Raw genomic sequence first — 17,640 nt, forward strand, 5'->3', positions numbered from 1 at the left:
TGTGCCTTCCTCTGGTTGTGCTCGTGCCGCTGCCGCTCAGCCCTTCACCGCACCCTGTAGGCCACCGACGATCTGCTTTTCCGCGAGCGTGAAGAAGAGCAGTGCCGGCAGCATCGCCAGTGAGGTGAAGGCGAGTACGCCCGCCGTGTCGGTGGTGTACTGGCTGGAGAAGTTCTGCACGCCCAGCGGCAGGGTGTGCAGGTTGACGTCGCTGAGGACGAGCAGCGGCAGCAGGAACGAGTTCCAGCTCGCCACGAACGCCAGGACGCCAACGGTGACGAGCGCGGGCCGCGACAGCGGCACCGCGACGCGCCAGAGGAAACCGAGCCGACTCGCACCGTCGATGGCGGCGGCGTCCTCCAACTCTCTCGGGATGGCCGAGAGGAAGGGACGCAGGATCACGATCGTCAGTGGTAGTGAGAAGGCGACCTGCGGGAGGATCACCGCGTAGTAGGAGTTGATCAGGTTCAGGTCCCGCAGCATCAGGTAGAGCGGCAGGATCGCCGCCCCGGCCGGGAACAGCAGGCCGAGGGTGAAGAACGTGTAGAGCCCTTCCCGCCCGCGGAAGCTGTAGCGGGCGAGCACGAAGGCTGCGGACATCCCGAGCACGACGACGGCGAGCGTGGTGCCGAGGGCGATGACCGCGCTGTTGAACGCCTGTTGCCAGAAGTTGCTCTGGGTCAGCACCCTGGCGTAGTTGTCCCAGACGAACGGGTCGGGCAGACCGGCCGGGTCCGCGACGATCTGCGGGGTGGTGCGGAAACCGCCGATGACCACGTAGATGACCGGGGCGATCGACACCGCGGCGACCGCGAGCGCGAGCGCGTAGGTGAGCGGCGTGCCCCAGGAGACCTGACGGCGCCCGGTGGGCGGGGGGAGAGCGGTGTTCACGGCCATCGTCACTTCGCCCTTCCGGTGATGGCGCCCTCGATGTCGCGGCGAAGCAGGAACCGCTGGAACAGCAGCGCCGCCACGAAGGAGATGACGAACAGGATTACCGCCACGGCGTTGCCGTAGCCCCACAGCCGGGCGAAGAACCCGTTGTCCACCATGTACGTCGCCATGGTGGCCGACGCGCCGAGGGAGCGCACCGCGGGCACCGAGGTCACCCAGATCATGTCGAAGATCTGTAGCGAGCCGATCATGGACAGGAACATCCAGATCCGGATCGTCGGGCCGAGCAGCGGGATCGTGACGTGTCGTTGGATCTGCCACCAGCTCGCGCCGTCGATGGCCGCGGCCTCGGTCAGCTCATCGGGCACATTGGACAGACCGGCGAGGAGCAGGATGATGGCGAAGCCGACGTATTTCCAGGTGAGGACGGCCAACAGGGTCCAGATGACGATATCCAGGTCGGCGAGCCAGGCCTGCACCAGGCCGCCCATTCCCAGGGACCGCAGCAGCGCGTCGACAGTGCCGTCACCGGTCAGCAGCAGCTTCCACATGATGCCGACGGTGACCTCGGCCAGCACGTACGGCACGAACACCAGCAGGCGGAACACGGCCCGCCCACGGAAGCGACGGTTGAGCAGCAGGGCGACGCCCAGGGCGATCGGGCCTTGGATCAGCAGCGACCCGAACACGATGATGGCGTTGTTGCGCAACGCGTCGAGGAAGATCGGGTCCTGGAAGGCGAGGGTGTAGTTCCGGAAGCCGACGAACTCGGTGGGAGGCCCGACCCCGCGCCAGCGGAACAGGCTGTAGTAGACCGCGAAGCCCATCGGCACCAGCACGAACATCACGTAGACCAGAACAGCCGGCGTGGTGAGCCCGATGATCTCGTACCACTTGCGGCGGTTGTCGGCTCGTCGGGCGGACGCGCGCCCGGCCGTGCGGGGGCCCGCCGGCGACGCGGGAGCGCCGCCGGCGGGCATACGGATCTGGTTGGCGGAGGTCACTTGCTTGCGGCCGCCTTCATCGCCGAGACAACCTTCTCAGGCGTCCCGTTGCCGGCGAAGATGGCGACGATCGCGTCGTTCATCGCGGTGCCGACGGTGCTGCCGTAGGCCGTGTCCAGCCAGAGCTGGACGTAGCTCGCGCTGGCGGTGGCCTCCAGGATGGACTTCAGCGCGGGGTCCTGCACGCCGGCCTCGGCGCCCTTGGCCACCGGCAGGCCGGTGCCGGTCTCGGCGTAGCCCTTCTGCACCTCGGGGCTCACGATGTACTTGAGGAACTCGACGCACTCGGCCGGGGCGTTCTTGGCACAGGAGAACCCGTCACCACCGCCGAGGGCGGCCTTCGGGTCACCCGGGGAACCGGCGATCGCCGGCACCGGGAACCAGCCGAGGAACGTCGCCAGCTTCGCCTTGTCCGTGGCGACGGTGTCCAGCGTGCCGCGGTTCCAGTCACCCATGAGCTCCATCGCGGCCTTGCCGTTGGCGAGCATGCCGTTGGCGCTGGTCGGGTCGTTCTGGCCCGGCGTGGCGATGAAGTTGGGCTGGAACGGCTTGGTGTCGATGAAGGCCTTCAGGTCCTGACCGGCCTTCACGAAGCACGGATCGTCGAAGTTCTTCTCCGCGGACGCCTTCTTGAGGGTGTCGACCGAGCAGGCACGCAGCGCCATGTTGTACCACCAGTGCGCGGCCGGCCACTTGTCACCGGCGCCCACCGCGATCGGAATGACGTTGATCGCCTTGAGCTTGGTGACGGCGGCGTTGAGCTCCTCGAAGGTGGTTGGCGGAGCCGCGATGCCCGCCTTGGCGAACATGTCCTTGTTGTACCAGACGCCCTCGATGCCCATCCGGAACGGCAGGCCGTACTGCTTGCCCTTCACCTGCCAGATCTCCGCGGCGCTGCCGATGTTGCCGACCTCGGTCTTGACCTGGTCGGTGATGTCCTTGAGGTAGTCGGCCTCCACCTGCTCGCTCATCTCGCCGCCGCCCCAGGCCTGGAAGATGTCCGGCGGGTCACTGCTCAGCAGCGCGGCGGGGAGCCGGGTGCGCTGGAGCTGGTTCGTCTCGATCGCCTCGATCTCGATCTTGACGGTGGGGTGGAGTGCGGAGAAGTCCTTGGCGACCTTCTCCCAGTAGGTCTTGCCGGGCCCGTCCTGGGAGGCGTTGTGCCACCAGGTCAGGGTCACCGGGTCCTTGTACAGCTCGCTCTGAGGGGCCGCCTCTTCGCCGCCGCCGTTGCACCCGGCGACAACGAGAACACTTGTCATTAACAGTGCCAGGGCGGCACTTGTACGGCGCTTCGTTGCCATCGATGTCTCCTCGACTAGTCAGTCGCGGTACTCGGCCTGCGGCGAAGTTTTACAGTCACGTAACTTGATGTCAATCGGTATCGATAACGTTTTCGAGTCGGTCGCGACGCACCTCCGACGGCGGCCCTATCATCATCGGCGTGGTGTTTCAGCAGCGGGTCAAGATGTCGGATGTCGCACGCAGTGCCGGCGTCTCGGTCGCGACGGTATCCAAGGTCGTCAATGGTCGGTACGGCGTGGCCCAGGCGACCGTCGAGCGTGTCCAGCGAGTCATCCATGAGCTCGGCTACGAGGCGAGCCTGGGGGCGCAGAGCCTGCGCAGCCACCGCACCAACGTGCTCGGCATCCTGGTCGCCGAGTTCGAGCCGTTCTCGACCGAGCTGCTCAAGGGGGCGTCCCAGGAGGTTGCGGGCAGCGGATACCAGCTGCTGGCCTACTCCAGCGGGGACGGCGAGGGCGCGGCCGTGGGGTGGGAGCGGCGCTCTCTCGCCCGCCTCTCCGGCACTCTCATCGACGGTGCCGTGATCGTCACGCCGACCGTGGTCGAGACCGAACACAGCTTCCACGTGGTGGCCGTCGACCCGCACACCGGGCCGTCCGACCTGCCCACCGTCGATTCGGACAACTTCGCCGGCGCCGTGCTGGCGACCAACTACCTGCTGTCCCTCGGCCACACCCGGATCGGGCACATCAGCGGGCGCACCGACCTGAAGTCGGCGCAGTTGCGCGAGGCGGGCTTCCGCAGTGCGATGGCCGACGCTGGCGTGCCGGTGGACGAGCGGCTCGTCCGCGTCGGCGGCTTCCGGATCGAGAGCGCCGCCGGTACCGCCGCGGAGCTGCTCTCCCTCGCCGACCGGCCGAGCGCGATCTTCGCGGGTAACGACCTCTCCGCGATCTCGACGATGACAGTGGCCCGCGACATGGGCCTCTCGGTGCCCGACGACCTGTCGGTGATCGGCTTCGACAACGTACCGGAGTCGGCGCTGGTCAACCCGCCGCTGACCACCATCATGCAGCCGCTGCAGCGGATGGGCGCCGAGGCGTTACGCCTGCTCGTCGACCTGATCGCCGGCGTCGAGCGCGACACCCACATCCGGCTCCCCACCGAGCTGGTCATCCGTTCCTCCTGCCGCCCGCTCCACTGACGCCGCACGGACCGGGCCCCGGATCCCGGTCCGGGCACGCGGCTGGGTGGCGGAACGTGAATATCACCTAATTCGACACATTCTCCCCTAGGTTCGATGCGCAGGACGCAGCCAAACCGGGGAGAGACGTGGACAGCTATCCGGCGATCGAGGATCACGGACTCATCGGCGACCTGCAGACCGCAGCCCTGGTGACCTGTGACGGGACGATCGACTGGTTCTGCGCGCCGCGGTTCGACTCGCCGAGCGTCTTCGCCGCCCTGCTGGACAAGGAGAAGGGCGGCTACTTCCAGATCGCGCCGCACGACGTGCGGTACGTGACCAAGCAGCTCTACCTGCCCGGCACACCCATCCTGATCACCCGCTTCATCAGCGCTGACGGGGTGGCCGAGGTGATGGACTTCATGCCGGTCACCGGCGAGCGGGTCACCGACACGCACCGCCTGGTCCGCATCGTCACCATGGTCCGAGGCAGCATGCGATTCCGGGTGGAGTGCCGACCGCGGTTCGACTACGCCCGCGAAGAGCATCAAGTGGAGCGCCACCCCAACGGTTACGTCTTCCGCAGCCGATCGGCGACGCTGACGTTCAATTCGGTAGACCCGGCGCGGCGGCTGATCTCCGAACAGGGTGACGTCCGCCTGGAGGGCGGCGACCTGGTCGCGTACGGCACGCTGAACGAGGGCGACACCGGCGGGGTGGTCCTGGAGACGGGCGACACCGAGCCGCGCGTCTTCCCGCCGGAAGAGATCCAGGGCATGTTCGAGTGGACCAGGGACTACTGGCGGCGCTGGCTTGAACGCTCCCGCTACACCGGCCGCTGGCGGGAGATGGTCGAGCGCTCCGCCATCACGCTGAAACTCATGACGTACGCGCCGACCGGCGCGATGATCGCCGCGCCCACCGCCGCGCTGCCCGAACTGGTCGGCGGATCTCGCAACTGGGACTACCGCTACACCTGGGTACGCGACACGTCGTTCTCCGTGCACGCCCTGCTCGGCCTCGGCTTCACCGAGGAGGTCAGCCGGTACATGAACTGGCTGGATCAGCGGATCCGCGAGGCCGGCGACCACCAGGACCCACTGAAGATCATGTACCGGGTGGACGGCTCCTCCGACCTGCACGAGGAGGTGCTGGACCATCTGGAGGGCTACCGCGGCTCGCGGCCGGTGCGGATCGGCAACGGCGCCGCCGACCAGCTTCAACTCGACATTCACGGCGAGGCGCTCTACGCCATGCACCTCGCCGACGAGCAGGGCATCCGCGTCTCGCACCAGGTGTGGAAGAGCACCGTCCGGCTCGTCGACTGGCTCTGCCACAACTGGGACCAGCCCGACGCCGGCATCTGGGAGAGCCGCCACCACCCCCGCAACTACACCTTCGGCCGGGTGATGTCCTGGGTCGCGCTGGACCGGGCCATCCGGCTGGCCACCCGCACCGGCCGCCCCGGGGACATGACCTGCTGGACCGAGCAACGCAACCGCATCTACGACCAGGTGATGGCCCGCGGCTACAACCGGGGCCGCGGCACCTTCGTGCAGGCGTACGACGAAAGCGTGTTGGACGCGGCGCTGCTCGCCATGCCGTCGGTCGGTTTCGTCACGCCGAGCGACCCGCTGTGGCAGTCCACCCTGCAGGCGATCGAACGCGAACTGGTCTCCGACAGCCTGGTCCACCGGTACGATCCGGTCCACTCCCCCGACGGGCTGCCCGGCCACGAGGGCACCTTCAACATGTGCACCTTCTGGTACGTGGAGGCGCTGGCCCGTTCCGGCCGCCTGGACGACGCCCGGCTCACCTTCGAGAAGATGTTCACCTTCAGCAACCACCTCGGCCTCTATGCCGAGGAGATCGCCGCGACCGGTGAGCAGATCGGCAACTATCCCCAGGCGTTCAGCCACCTCTCACTGATCAACTCCGCGCTGACGCTCAACGACCTGCTCGACAGCGAGGCCGACGCCCGCCGCCGCCAGTAGCGCTGACACTCTCCGGGCCGCCACCGCCGGTGCGGAGCCGACGTTGGGAAGGGCTTGACGCGTCCACGTCCATCACGCATGGTCGATACGCATCGACCATCTCGAATGTATGGACACGGGGAGAACCGATGAAGACCTTCGTCACCACCGTCGCGGCCGCGGCCCTGCTGCTCCTGGCCACGGGCAGCGCATCCCACGGCCAGCCAGCCGCCGACCCGCCCTGCGCCGGGCAGATCCACCCGAACCCGGGGTTCGAGCGCGGCACCACCGGCTGGACCGCCGGGCCCCGCATCGTCGTGCTGGGCGACGTGAGCCGGCCCGCACACACCGGCCGCGCGTACGCCACCTTCGCGGGGCTGGACGTGACACGTACCGACCTGCTGCGTACCACCGTCACCGTGCCGGCCAACTGCGACCTGACGGTCCGCTTCTGGGTCCGGACGACCACCACCGAGACCAGCCGTAGCGACTACCTGAACGTCGGTATGGCGGTCACCGGAATACCCCCGAAGACCCGGTTCTCGCTTGCCTTCGACGGTGGGTCGCAGTGGCGGGAATACGTCATGTCGACCGGGGCGGCGACGACCGAACGCAGCGCGACGGTCAGCTTCGTCAGCAGCGAGATGGCCGGCAACGGCGTCACCGCCTTCGACGTCGACGACGCGACCTTCACGTTGAGCTGACCCCGGCGGCCGCCTCATGAGTAGGACCGTCCGCGAGCCAGCGTCCGCCCCAGGTCCGGCCAAACCAGCACCTCGACCTACTCCCGATCGTGCAGAACAGATAAGGACTGGGCTGTCAATAAGCGAATCGCGATTGATTGAAGCCACAGGTGACCCCGGACCTGCAAGGCATTGAGATTCCCATCTCCGCAGGCGGATTTCCTGGCCGCTGAAGGCGACCGACTCTATGCTTGCCGCCGAATACGCGGGGGCTCATCCGAGCCGAGGGGAACACCGATACAAGGATTCGCGAATGCGCCGGAAGGCAGCTCTGAGCAACAGCACCGCCGGCGTCAGCGACGTACCACCGGACGGCGGACTGCCAACCTCCGCCGCGGAAGGCGTCGCGCGCCGAAACGCGGTCGCCGAGGAACAGGCGTTTCTGGACGTGGCCACGGCCCGGCGCGACCGGCTGGCCGACCACCTTCTGGTAGAGCTGTCGGCAGAGGCGCTGGACGCGATGGAACAGGCCCGGCAGCGGATGCTCCGCCAGCAGTACGAAGAGCTACGACGAGCACAGGACGGGTTGGTCTTCGGCCGCCTCGACAGCCTTGACGGCACCGTGCGACACGTAGGCCGTGTCGGCCTCCGCGACGAGGACAAGGGCGGTGAGCCTCTGCTGGTGGACTGGCGCGCTCCCGCAGCTCGACCGTTCTACACCGCGACGGCCGGCGACCCACAGGGTCAGGCACGGCGCCGTCACATACGCACGACGGGATCGACCGTGGTCGGCGTGGATGACGAGCCGCTGGACGGCACCGTGACGGCGGAACTCGTCGGCGAAGGCGCCCTGCTGGCCGCCCTCGACCAGCGGCGCACCGGTCACATGTCCACGGCGATCTCCACGCTGCAACGCGAACAGGACGACATCATCCGCGCCGAGGCGACCGGCCCGCTGATCGTTCAGGGCGGTCCCGGCACGGGCAAGACCGTGGTTGCGCTGCACCGCGTCGCGTACCTGCTGTTCACCCACCGAACGATGGCCGACCAGGCGGTCCTGGTCCTCGGCCCCTCGCCGCGGTTCCTCCAGTACATCGGCCAGGTGCTGCCCGCGCTCGGTGAGACCGCCGTCGTCGCGGCAACCTGCGACACCCTGCTGGCCGACGTGCAGGTGGGCCGCGACGAGAGCCGCCTTCTCTCCGAGATCAAGGGCCGGGCCCTCTGGCAGCCCACGCTCGAACGCTACGTCGCGTCGCTCCTGCCCCGGCCGCGCGAGCTGAAGCTGCGCTGGGAGGGCGATTTCTACGTCATCACAGCCGCAACGGTGGCGCAGGCGCTCGCCTCGGCGACACAGGGGCGCCCGTACCACCGTGCCCGCGCGGCGTTCGCCGAGCAGTTGCACCACCTCCTCGCCGATGTCGTCGCCGAGCAGCGCGAGGCGCTGATGGACGAGATGGAGGAGGGCTTCGAGGACATCCTCGCCCGCGTCGACAGGAGCATGGCGGATGAGCACCACTCCACCCGGCCGTCCACCGGCAGTCAGGTCGCCGGACTGCTCTCCGAGGACGAGATCGAGCACCTCCGTGCTCGGATCGCCGAAAACGCGACCATCGCCCGGTTCATCGAGGCATGGTGGCCCACCCTCGACCCCGAGACCCTGCTGGGTGACCTCCTGGCCGACCGCACCCTGCTGGCCCGGTTCGCCCCACAGCTGTCCCCCGACGAGATCACCGCGGTCGCGGCCGAGCCCGCCTCCTGGGCACCGAGCGACATCCCTCTGCTCGACGCACTCGCCGACCTGCTCGGCGAGGTGGACGCCCCGCAACCACAGGGCGAGTTCCTGGCCGACCGTGCTCGCCGGCAGCGCGGCTGGGTGTACGGCCACGTCGTCGTCGACGAGGCGCAAGAGCTGTCCGAGATGCAATGGCACATGGTGCTGCGCCGCTGTCCCAGTCGCTCCATCACCGCCGTCGGCGACATCGACCAGGCGGAGGCAGCGCACCGACACACCAGCTGGGCACAAGCGGTGCAGGCTGTTCTCGGAGACCGCTGGACAGCGGCGGAACTCACCATCTGCTACCGGACCCCACGCGAGGTCATGGACCTCACCGAACCGGTCCTGAAGAAGGCTGGCAGCCACAACGCGCCACCACGCGCCGTACGCTCCTCCGGCATCGTCCCCTGGGAGCTGACGATCGCACCCGCCGAGCTCGCCAGTGCCGCCGTCGAAGCGGTGCGGCAGTTGCAGCAACGGTGGCGCGGCGGCACCGTCGGCGTCGTCGCCCCCGCGGACCGCATCGCCGAACTCCAAACCGTGCTGAGTGACGTGCCAGTGCTCACCGCCACCCAGTCCAAAGGATTGGAATGGGACGCGACCCTCCTCATCGACCCTGAGGGTGTCGCCGCTGAACCCCGCGGCTGGAACGGCCTCTACGTCGCGCTCACCCGATGCACCCAGGAACTCGGGCAGCTGATACTCACGCCGCAATCGCCACCCCGGTGACAAGCGCCCAGAAGGGCTGGCAATGATGGGCGGTCGGAAGCGGGTGATGATGACGCAACCAACACTGTTCCTGATGGTGGGGCTGCCGTGCACGGGGAAGACCACCGCTGCTCGGCGTATCGAGATCGAGTGCAGTGCCCTTCGCCTGACGAAGGACGAGTGGGTGAAGGCCCTCTACGGGCACGAGAATCCGCCATCGGCTCAGGACGTGATCGAGGGACGGCTCATCGAGATCGGTCTTCGCGCCCTCGAACTCGGCAACAATGTGGTGATCGACTTCGGCCTCTGGAGTCGAGACGAGCGCTCCGCCCTACGGCAGGCAGCGGCAGACCTCGGCGTACCGGTGGAGGTGTGCTACTTCGATCTCACGCCTTCCGAGCAGCGCAGACGACTCGTTCAACGCCTAGCCGAGGCGCCACACTCGACGTGGCCCATGTCCGACGAGGAACTCGCCGAGTGGGCCGCCAGCTTCGAGATCCCGACGCCAGCCGAGCTTGACGGCAGCGGACCCATCGATGACCCACCGGTCGGGTTCGCGACCTGGAGCGAGTGGCGCACACACCGCTGGCCGCCGTCGGTCTCCTGACGCTGCTCCCACAGCGCCGCGCCAAGACGTGCGGGACGTCACCGGGCCCGATCGGCAACCGGATCCCGTCCCGGCGCCGACAGCGCCGGGACGAGCGCCGGTGCGCCGTCAGCGGCCGTACGTCTCCAACAGCCGCAGCCACACCTCGCTGACGGTCGGGTACGCCGGAACGGCGTGCCACAACCGGTGCAGCGGGACCTCACCGACGATGGCGATCGTCGCGGCGTGGATCAGTTCCGCCACGTCCGGGCCGGCCAGAATGCAACCGACGATCACCTTCCGGTCCTCGTCGACAATCATCCGGGCGTGCCCCTGGTAGTCGTCCGCGTGCAGAGCGGACCCGGCAACGGCACCCAGGTCGTAGTCCACGACCCGGGTCCGCAACCCAGCCGCCTCAGCCGCCGCCGCCGTCAGACCCACCGACGCGATCTCCGGGTCGGTGAAGACCACCTGTGGCACCGCACGCTCGTCCGCCGTCGCCACGTGCCGACCCCACCGGCCGTCCTCGACCTTCTCACCCTTGGCCCGGGCCACGATCACGTCACCCACCGCCCGCGCCTGATACTTGCCCTGATGGGTCAGCAGCGCCCGCCGGTTCACATCGCCTGCGGCGTACAGCCAGCCTCCGCCGCCGACGACGCGCAGGGTGTCGTCGACCGCCAGCCACTGACCGGGCACCAGCCCGATGCCGTCGAGGCCGAGGTCCTGAGTGTTCGGCGTACGACCAACAGCCACCAGCAGCTCGTCAGCCTCGATCCGTTCGCCCGAGGTGGTCCCGATGTGCACGGTTCCGCTGTCGTCGCGCTCGACGGATGCCGCCTCCGTGCCGAGGCGTACCGACACTCCGGCCTCGCGCAACGAATCAGTGACCCGCTCACCGGCGAACGGCTCGGCCGAGGGCAACATCCGATCGCGAGCCAGCACCGTCACCGACGATCCCAGGGCGGCGTACGCGGTCGCCATCTCGGCCGCCACCACGCCACCACCGATGATGGCGAGCCGGCGGGGAACCGACGCGGCCGAAGCGGCCTCGCGGCTGGACCACGGCGCCGCCGCAGGTAGACCCGGGATGTCGGGTAACAGCGCGCTGCTGCCGGTGGCGACGACCACCGCGTGCCGCGCGGTCAGCCTCGTGGTGACCCCGTCGACGCCGTTCACCTCGACGACCCGGGTGGAACTGATCCGCCCATGACCTCGGTGCAGTGCGATGCCGGCGGACGTCAGCCACGACACCTGCCCGTCGTCCCGCCAGTGCGACGCGAAGGAGTCCCGCCGGCCCAGCACCGCGGCAGCGTCCAGGTCTCCCGTCACCGCCTCACGCGCACCCGGCAGTTGGCGAGCTGCCCGCAGCGCGGACGCGCTGCGCAGCAACGCCTTGGTCGGCATGCAGGCCCAGTACGAGCACTCGCCGCCCACCAACTCCCGCTCGACGATGGCGGCGGTCAGCCCGCCCTGCACGACCCGGTCGGCAACGTTCTCCCCTACCGGACCGGCACCGATCACGACGACGTCGTACTCGATGGAGGTCATGTCAGTTGCCCTTTGCGGCACGGCCGAGGCGGATGGCCGCGATGAGGAAGAAGATGGCGCCCGGAATGGCGTAGCCGGCCGCGTTGGTCAGCGACGGGTGATCCGCGGAGGCTCCTGCGATGAAGGAACCACCAGCCAGAACCGAGATGCCGCCGCTGATGATCATCGGCCATTGGCCGCCCATCTTCCGACGGGTGACACCGACGATCAACTGGACCAGACCGGCGACGATCGCCCAGCCGCCCCACACCCGCAGCACAGCGGGAATCCCGGACGCCGCCGCGACACCCACTCCAACCGCCGTGATCAGGCTCACCGCGATGTTCACGTAGAGCAGTGCCGGCGAGCCGGTGCTCCGCGACGACCGAAGGTCGTAGATGGCGGCACCCACGTCGAACAACGGGTAGAGCACGAACAGCGTCACCGCGAGCGGGCCGATCTCCTTGGCGGTGGCGATCGTCACGAGTGCCCACACGATGGCGAACGCGAAGCGGACGAAGTACAGCCGCCGCAGCGCGGACGCGGTCTGGGAGATGCCGGGTGAAGCAGCAATGGTGGTCACGGGTGATCCTTTCAGCGGAGGGGATAGAGAGACCGAACGTTCTGTCCCCCGCAGCATGGCAGCCTCACCTCCCCACCGTCAAGACCGAACGTTCTACCCGCTAAGCTGGTGGCATGGCGCCCGGCAAACCCGACATTCGGCCGTCTGAAGCGCGCCTCCGGCTTCTCACGACGGCAACCAGGATCTTCTACGCGGAAGGCATCCATTCCGTCGGCATTGACCGGATCATCTCCGAGGCGAAGGTGACCCGGGCGACCTTCTACCGGCACTTCCCCAGCAAGGACGATTTGATCCTCGCCTATCTACGGGAAGTCCATGAGATGGAGCGCGAAACGGTCGACGCGGCCATCGCCGACAACTCCTCGCCGGTCGACCCGCTCCTGGCCATCGCCGGCTCCATCGCACAGAACATCCAGTCCCCCGGGTTCCGTGGATGCGCCTTCCTGAACGCCGCAGCGGAGTATCCCGCCGCGGACCATCCGGTGCGTCAGGAGATCATCGCCCACCGGCAGTGGTTCCTGGACACGCTCAGCACGCTGATGGCGCAGGTTCACCAGGAGACGGCGGAACCCGCCGCGCGCCACTTCGTCATGCTCCGCGACGGCGCCATGGCCGCCGGATGCCTCTTCGACCCCGCGATGGTCTCCGATACCTTTCTCCGCGGCGTCGAGGGGCTTCTTCAGATCAACGCCGAGCGCCAGTCGACCGAACCCGCCGGCTAGTCTCCCCCGGACCGCAGGTCCGCTACGGCCGCGCCGTCACGCCTCGGAGTCTCGAACGTCGGACGACTCCCGCCCGACCGGGGAGGCGGGAGCCTCCAGCGGCTGTCCGCGGCTGCGCAGCGCGTCGAGGAACGCGACAAGGGCCAGCACTGCGGCCACCACGAACAGCAGCCAACTGGGCTGCGGCTGCCCGAACGGATGGTCGATCACCAACTCGTAGCCGACCGACGTGACGAGCACGCTGAGCACGATCAGCAGATGCGTCCGTTCCAATACCGCGCCCAGCCGGCCGGGCATGGCCGCCCGATCCAACGCATCGGACAACAGCAGACCGGCGCGGTGGAAGTAGATCCGCCAGAGCAGCGCTGGTGGCGAACGCGACCGCGAAGGCCGCCGCCCGCTCGGCGGAATAGTCAGTGCCGCTGAAAACCACGCCGATGACCAGGATCGACTCACCGAGTGCGATGAGAAACATCTGCTGATAGCGGTCGGCGAGATGGGTACCCGCGATCCGCCAGAGGCCCACCTTCGAGGCCCCGAGCCACGGCAGTGGCCAGCCCAGGACCCAGGCGAGATTGTCGATGGCCAGGGCGGCAGCCCACAGCGGCAGGCGAAGTCGGTCCGGACCCACCGCGCCGGCCAGCCAGAGCGGCGCGCTCGCCGAGGCCCACACGGCGAGCCGGAACGGCACCAGACGTCGCGGATGGCCACGCAGCGCGGCGGCGACCACCAGCGGCCGCACCACCATCACCATCAGGTACGCGACAGCGAACGGCAGCGCTCGCTCCTCCATCGCGCGTGGCAGCGTCACCGCCATGATCAGCGCGGCGAACATGGTGCCGACCACGACGGCCTGAATGATCGGCTGCTCTGGTTCGTAACGGCTGGTGATCCAGGCGGTGTGCGACCAGATCAGCCAGAGCGCCAGAAAGAGCAGCAGGGTACGTCCGAACCCGGTGACCAGCGCCCAGCCAGTGTCATCGTTCAAGCCGGCGAAGCGTTGCGAGACCCGGGTGAGGGCCACCACGAAGGCCAGATCGAAGAACAGCTCCAGAAAGGTTGCGCGGCCCGAACTGGTGGGAGGACGCAGCAGCTCGGCACCCCGCCCCGCCGCCATCGTCCGCCTCCGTCCGCCCCCGGTCACCAACGAGCCGGCAGCCAGCGGAGTTGCGTCAGCCCGAGCCAGACCCGCCCTGGCACGTGAGCGATTCGGTCGGGCACGCTTCAGCGCCCCGACACGTACGCGCTCATGCCGATGAGCGCGCGGTGCCCTATTCACATCGGCTGGCGAAGCACCTGCCATCCACGCCGCAGCCAGGGTTCCGTCCCCTGCAGGAGCAACTCGGCGCAGCGCAGCGCCGTGGTCCTTGCAAGCTTGGCGTCGTCCGAGTTCATCCAGCCGTTCCGGCAGGCATCTTCGTACTCATCCCAATCCTCGATCTCGACCCGCCCGTCAAGCTCGTGAAGCACCGGATCCAGCTCAAGATCGACATACTGCCAGCCGGCCTCGGTAGCCTCCGGTGGAGTGCATACGTCGATCTCCAGTCGTTGGTCAGCGAGATCATCGACCCACCACGCGACCCACGGACGATCGGCTGCCAGCAACACCACAACGGGTACGGGCAGAGTGCCGCAGTCATGCGGAGCGCCCCATGCCGAACCCACCGGGCCTCGCAGCCACGTCCCATTGAGATCCTGTCCGACGCACTGGAGGTCGTACCAAAAGACGCCACCGGGGCGCTTGATCTTGCGTAGACGTACGGTCTCGATGGCCTCCCTGATGCTCACGTAAGCAGCCTAGGGAAAAGCGAAGCGGCCGCACCTCGACTGCTCATGACCGTCCGTGTTTGCCGCCGATGTGCGGATGCGGAGGTTGGGCCTGGCCGGGTCAGTCACAGTAGGCCGCGTTCGCGTAGCTGGGCGAGCCGGTCCGGTGGCAGGCAGTCGGCCAGGTTCCGCTCCAGGTCGACCAACTCAAGGTCGACCGGGTACACCACGAAGTCGTCGGCGACTGGCAGCGTGTCTGACCAGTCGCGGAGGTTGAGCCGACCCGCCACCGTGCACAACAGTCGCCGGCCCACCTCGGATCCGGCGGCGGCATCGAGGTCACTGGCGTCGAGCAAAGCGAGCTCCTGTCGTACCAGCCGCACCGATCCTGCGTCGTCGAGGTCGACGTCGGTGCTGGCCTCGAAGTCGGCAGGCGACCATGCCGCCTGGGCGTCGATCGCCGCCAGGGCGGCGCGCTCGTCCTCAGTGGCCCCGCGGACCTCGAAGGACAGCGGCTCCGATCGGTCGTAGCTCAGCGCGACGCAGGCGGCGGGGCCGTCGACCGTCAGGCGTGCCACGGCGTCCGGGATCAGCGTGAACAGGGCGTCCTCGATGCTCCGGCACGCCGCTTCGAGGTCGAATCCGGCCGGCGGCCGCTCATAGCGCACCTCGGACCGACGGCCCATGACCTCGATGACGCGGACCAGGCCGCGGTCGTCGTGCTCCGCCGTCAGCACCGAAGGTGCCCGGCCGTCGTGCTCGATCTCGACGCGGCTGATCCGCCCATGGGTGTATGCGTACGACTCCCGCCCCGAGCCGCCCCGCGCGACCGTGTCGGCCGAGCGCATCAACCCGTCCACGAAGCGGTACTCGTGCAGGTAGATGGGCCCGTCCGTATCGAAGTGCGCCGCCTCGACCACGTCGCCGTCGTGGCTGACGAACGTCTCGTAGTACAGGCGGCCGTGAAGAAACCCGCTGTACTCCTCGATCACCAGCGCGCGGCCCTCGGCGTCGAACCCGATGCGCAGAACATCCCGATCCACCGGCGGTCTGGCGTCCAACCGGCGGCCAGCCTTGAGCAGGTCCCGTTCGAAGTACAACGGACGAAGATCAAGGCCCGGCCATCTGTACCAGTCCCAGCGCCCGACGAGCGCAGTCGCCGATCTCTTTCGGGAGTCGTACTCGCCAGCAAGCTGGGCGAACCGCGCAGCAAGATCGGACATGTTCGGGATCCTAGTGGTCGCCTCGCCGGACTGGCCGCCGCGCACATCCGGATCTGCCGCTGACGAGGCGCGGCGATCGTGAGCGTGCTTCCCGACCGACCGATGCGGCTGCGGGAGCAATCGCCCTGCGGGCCCGACCCATCGCGGCGTCGGTGGGCCGGCGGATCGGGGAAGCAGATTGGGAACACAGGGCCGCGACGGCCCTCCGCGCCCGCCTCACCGCGCTAGCGGACCGACAAACTGGGGGCAGGATTTCTGGGCGTCGAGGGCCTCTGGGATTGGCGGTTACAGGTGGCAGGATGCGCCCGTGCGTCCTCGGCTGTTCCTCCTGTCTGCTGCTGCTGTGTGCTCCGCCTTCCATGTTGCAGGTGTCCTGACGGCTCGTCCGATCTGGCGTTACGCCGAGGTGCTAAGCATCGGTCTGCTCCTTGCTCATGCCATGGTCAGCCGATCGCCGAGACCTCGCTGGGCGTTGGGGGTAGGTCTCGCGGTCCTGCTTGTGCATGCGGCCCGGACGATGCCGGCCGCTCGGGACAGCGATGGCGACGGCTGGAAGGTGCTCGTGCCCGGCTCGGGCTTTGCGACACCGTCCGCGTTCGAGTCGGGTTTCTCTCTCTGATGGCCTTCGTTGACCGCGGTGTTGGTGCTGCTCGTCGCGTGGCGCCGCGGTGGGTGGCATCGACAAACGGCGGTGTCGGCTGTCGTGGGGGCAGTGCTGGTCACGGGGTACGCGGCCGTGCGTATCGTTAGTACTTGGCGTGCCGTTGCTGCTGAACCTCCACGAGCGTCTGGCACCGGTTTTGCCGATTTGATGATGGCCGTGAGCATGGCGGTCCTGCCGCCCCTGGTGCTCGGGATTACCGCGTTGGCACTCGCCTCGGCGCTCGCAGGTCACGGTCGACGGCTCGCCTCGATCGGCGCGGCGTTGTTGGCACTCATGGCGCTGCCTCTGATCGACACATGCATTGCCACGGTCCCGATGCCCCTGTCCGTGGGTAACGACTACGCTGTGTTTGCCTGGGATGCCATCACGCCCACGCTGTCCATGCCGCGCCCGATGCCGGCGCTCACGGCGGCGGTCGAACTGACCGCGTACCTGCTGCTCGTCGCAGGCCTGACCGATGCACGCAGTCCGAAGGGTGCATCACCGGCCGGGACTTGAGGGTGTCGGGCACGTCGCATTGGTTGGCGGTTTGCCTGATGCCCGATCGAGGACGAAGAAGAGTCCGGTGTCGGACCAGGTGTGGCTGGCAACGAGTTTCCATTGGACGCGGCGGGCGTGGTGAGCGCACAGGACATGCAACACCTCGCCGGTGTTCTGCGGCTGCTCGCCTGTCTACCGCGGTTGGATGCTGCGCAGTGAGCAGTATGCGGCTTTCGCTGAGGCGCTGGCCCGGCGCGGCGAACCTCCGCCGAGCAGTACCGGCGGGCCCACGAACTGCCCGGCTGGTATGCCGCCTTGGCGGCGCTCACCCCCGCGTCAGTGTGGACCAGAGGCGCCTCGCGAGCGGACTTCGATCGCGATCGTCGGTGGTGGGGAACAGGCCGGCCCTCGGCCGCCGGCGGATGGGCAGTCGCCCGCCCAGGCTCAACGCGAGTACGGCTGCGCCCGCTTCACGACGCGAGCTGGACCTGATCGGGAGGGAAGTAGGTCTGCTTCCGAGTTGGCGGCGGCCGTGTTCGATGCGTTGGCGGGCGCGGGAGTGGGCGGCGGCGGCCGGGGTCGAGCCGGTGGCGCGGGCGGTGCGCAGGATGTCGGTGA

General features: G+C 68.3%; 14 protein-coding genes and 1 pseudogene. 7 read left to right on the forward strand and 8 right to left on the reverse strand.

Annotated features, from left to right (window positions below; genetic code table 11):
* Positions 1-36: 36 nt before the first annotated feature.
* From ABZU52_RS04080 to ABZU52_RS04090, 3 genes are read right to left on the reverse strand one after another with little or no spacing between them, the layout of a single operon-like run.
* On the reverse strand, positions 37-903 hold the full coding sequence (locus ABZU52_RS04080; protein ID WP_354969608.1) for a carbohydrate ABC transporter permease: 867 nt from the start codon (positions 901-903) through the stop codon (positions 37-39).
* Positions 900-1,898: a sugar ABC transporter permease gene (locus ABZU52_RS04085; RefSeq protein WP_354969609.1), complete on the reverse strand. Its 999-nt coding sequence runs from the start codon at positions 1,896-1,898 to the stop codon at positions 900-902. The genes ABZU52_RS04080 and ABZU52_RS04085 overlap by 4 nt, the downstream gene beginning before the upstream one ends.
* Positions 1,895-3,202, reverse strand: a complete 1,308-nt coding sequence (locus ABZU52_RS04090; RefSeq protein ID WP_354969610.1) for an extracellular solute-binding protein — start codon at positions 3,200-3,202, stop codon at positions 1,895-1,897. Before ABZU52_RS04090 ends, ABZU52_RS04085 begins: the two co-directional genes overlap by 4 nt.
* 140 nt (positions 3,203-3,342) lie before the next feature.
* Here ABZU52_RS04090 and ABZU52_RS04095 point away from each other — a divergent pair, with 140 nt between their 5' ends.
* From ABZU52_RS04095 to ABZU52_RS04115, 5 genes are all read left to right on the forward strand, one after another.
* On the forward strand, positions 3,343-4,347 hold the full coding sequence (locus tag ABZU52_RS04095; RefSeq protein WP_354969611.1) for a LacI family DNA-binding transcriptional regulator: 1,005 nt from the start codon (positions 3,343-3,345) through the stop codon (positions 4,345-4,347).
* Positions 4,348-4,475: 128 nt separating this feature from the next.
* Positions 4,476-6,323, forward strand: coding sequence for a glycoside hydrolase family 15 protein (locus ABZU52_RS04100; RefSeq protein WP_354969612.1), 1,848 nt, complete (start codon positions 4,476-4,478; stop codon positions 6,321-6,323).
* A gap of 128 nt (positions 6,324-6,451) precedes the next feature.
* A complete protein-coding gene (locus ABZU52_RS04105) occupies positions 6,452-7,006 on the forward strand; it encodes a hypothetical protein (protein WP_354969613.1) in 555 nt (184 codons plus the stop codon).
* Between the two features lie 292 nt (positions 7,007-7,298).
* A complete protein-coding gene (locus tag ABZU52_RS04110) occupies positions 7,299-9,488 on the forward strand; it encodes a UvrD-helicase domain-containing protein (RefSeq protein WP_354969614.1) in 2,190 nt (729 codons plus the stop codon).
* Between the two features lie 22 nt (positions 9,489-9,510).
* Complete coding sequence (locus tag ABZU52_RS04115) at positions 9,511-10,074, forward strand: ATP-binding protein (RefSeq protein ID WP_354969615.1); 564 nt, start codon at positions 9,511-9,513, stop codon at positions 10,072-10,074.
* 108 nt (positions 10,075-10,182) lie between these two features.
* On the opposite strand, the gene ABZU52_RS04120 is transcribed toward ABZU52_RS04115, so the two are convergent.
* Both ABZU52_RS04120 and ABZU52_RS04125 read right to left on the reverse strand, forming a co-directional pair.
* Positions 10,183-11,604 (reverse strand): NAD(P)/FAD-dependent oxidoreductase, encoded by a 1,422-nt coding sequence (locus ABZU52_RS04120; protein ID WP_354969616.1) that lies wholly within the window; start codon positions 11,602-11,604, stop codon positions 10,183-10,185.
* A 1-nt stretch (position 11,605) separates the two neighbouring features.
* Positions 11,606-12,166, reverse strand: coding sequence for a hypothetical protein (locus tag ABZU52_RS04125; RefSeq protein WP_354969617.1), 561 nt, complete (start codon positions 12,164-12,166; stop codon positions 11,606-11,608).
* A 113-nt stretch (positions 12,167-12,279) separates the two neighbouring features.
* Here ABZU52_RS04125 and ABZU52_RS04130 point away from each other — a divergent pair, with 113 nt between their 5' ends.
* A complete protein-coding gene (locus tag ABZU52_RS04130; protein ID WP_354969618.1) occupies positions 12,280-12,888 on the forward strand; it encodes a TetR/AcrR family transcriptional regulator in 609 nt (202 codons plus the stop codon).
* A 36-nt stretch (positions 12,889-12,924) separates the two neighbouring features.
* On the opposite strand, the pseudogene ABZU52_RS04135 reads toward ABZU52_RS04130, so the two are convergent.
* The 3 genes and pseudogenes from ABZU52_RS04135 to ABZU52_RS04145 all read right to left on the reverse strand — a co-directional run bounded on the left by ABZU52_RS04135 (position 12,925) and on the right by ABZU52_RS04145 (position 15,878).
* Positions 12,925-14,191 (reverse strand): annotated as a pseudogene (locus ABZU52_RS04135) (low temperature requirement protein A).
* On the reverse strand, positions 14,164-14,676 hold the full coding sequence (locus ABZU52_RS04140) for a DUF402 domain-containing protein (RefSeq protein ID WP_354969619.1): 513 nt from the start codon (positions 14,674-14,676) through the stop codon (positions 14,164-14,166). Before ABZU52_RS04140 ends, ABZU52_RS04135 begins: the two are co-directional and overlap by 28 nt.
* A gap of 104 nt (positions 14,677-14,780) precedes the next feature.
* Complete coding sequence (locus tag ABZU52_RS04145) at positions 14,781-15,878, reverse strand: hypothetical protein (protein WP_354969620.1); 1,098 nt, start codon at positions 15,876-15,878, stop codon at positions 14,781-14,783.
* Positions 15,879-16,506: 628 nt separating this feature from the next.
* Here ABZU52_RS04145 and ABZU52_RS04150 point away from each other — a divergent pair.
* The gene (locus ABZU52_RS04150) at positions 16,507-17,040 is read left to right on the forward strand and encodes a hypothetical protein (protein WP_354969621.1); all 534 of its coding nucleotides are present in this window, start codon (positions 16,507-16,509) and stop codon (positions 17,038-17,040) included.
* The last annotated feature ends 600 nt before the right edge of the window (positions 17,041-17,640 follow it).

The sequence above is a fragment of the Micromonospora sp. NPDC005220 genome (assembly GCF_040607895.1).
In the GTDB taxonomy this organism is placed as follows: domain Bacteria; phylum Actinomycetota; class Actinomycetes; order Mycobacteriales; family Micromonosporaceae; genus Micromonospora.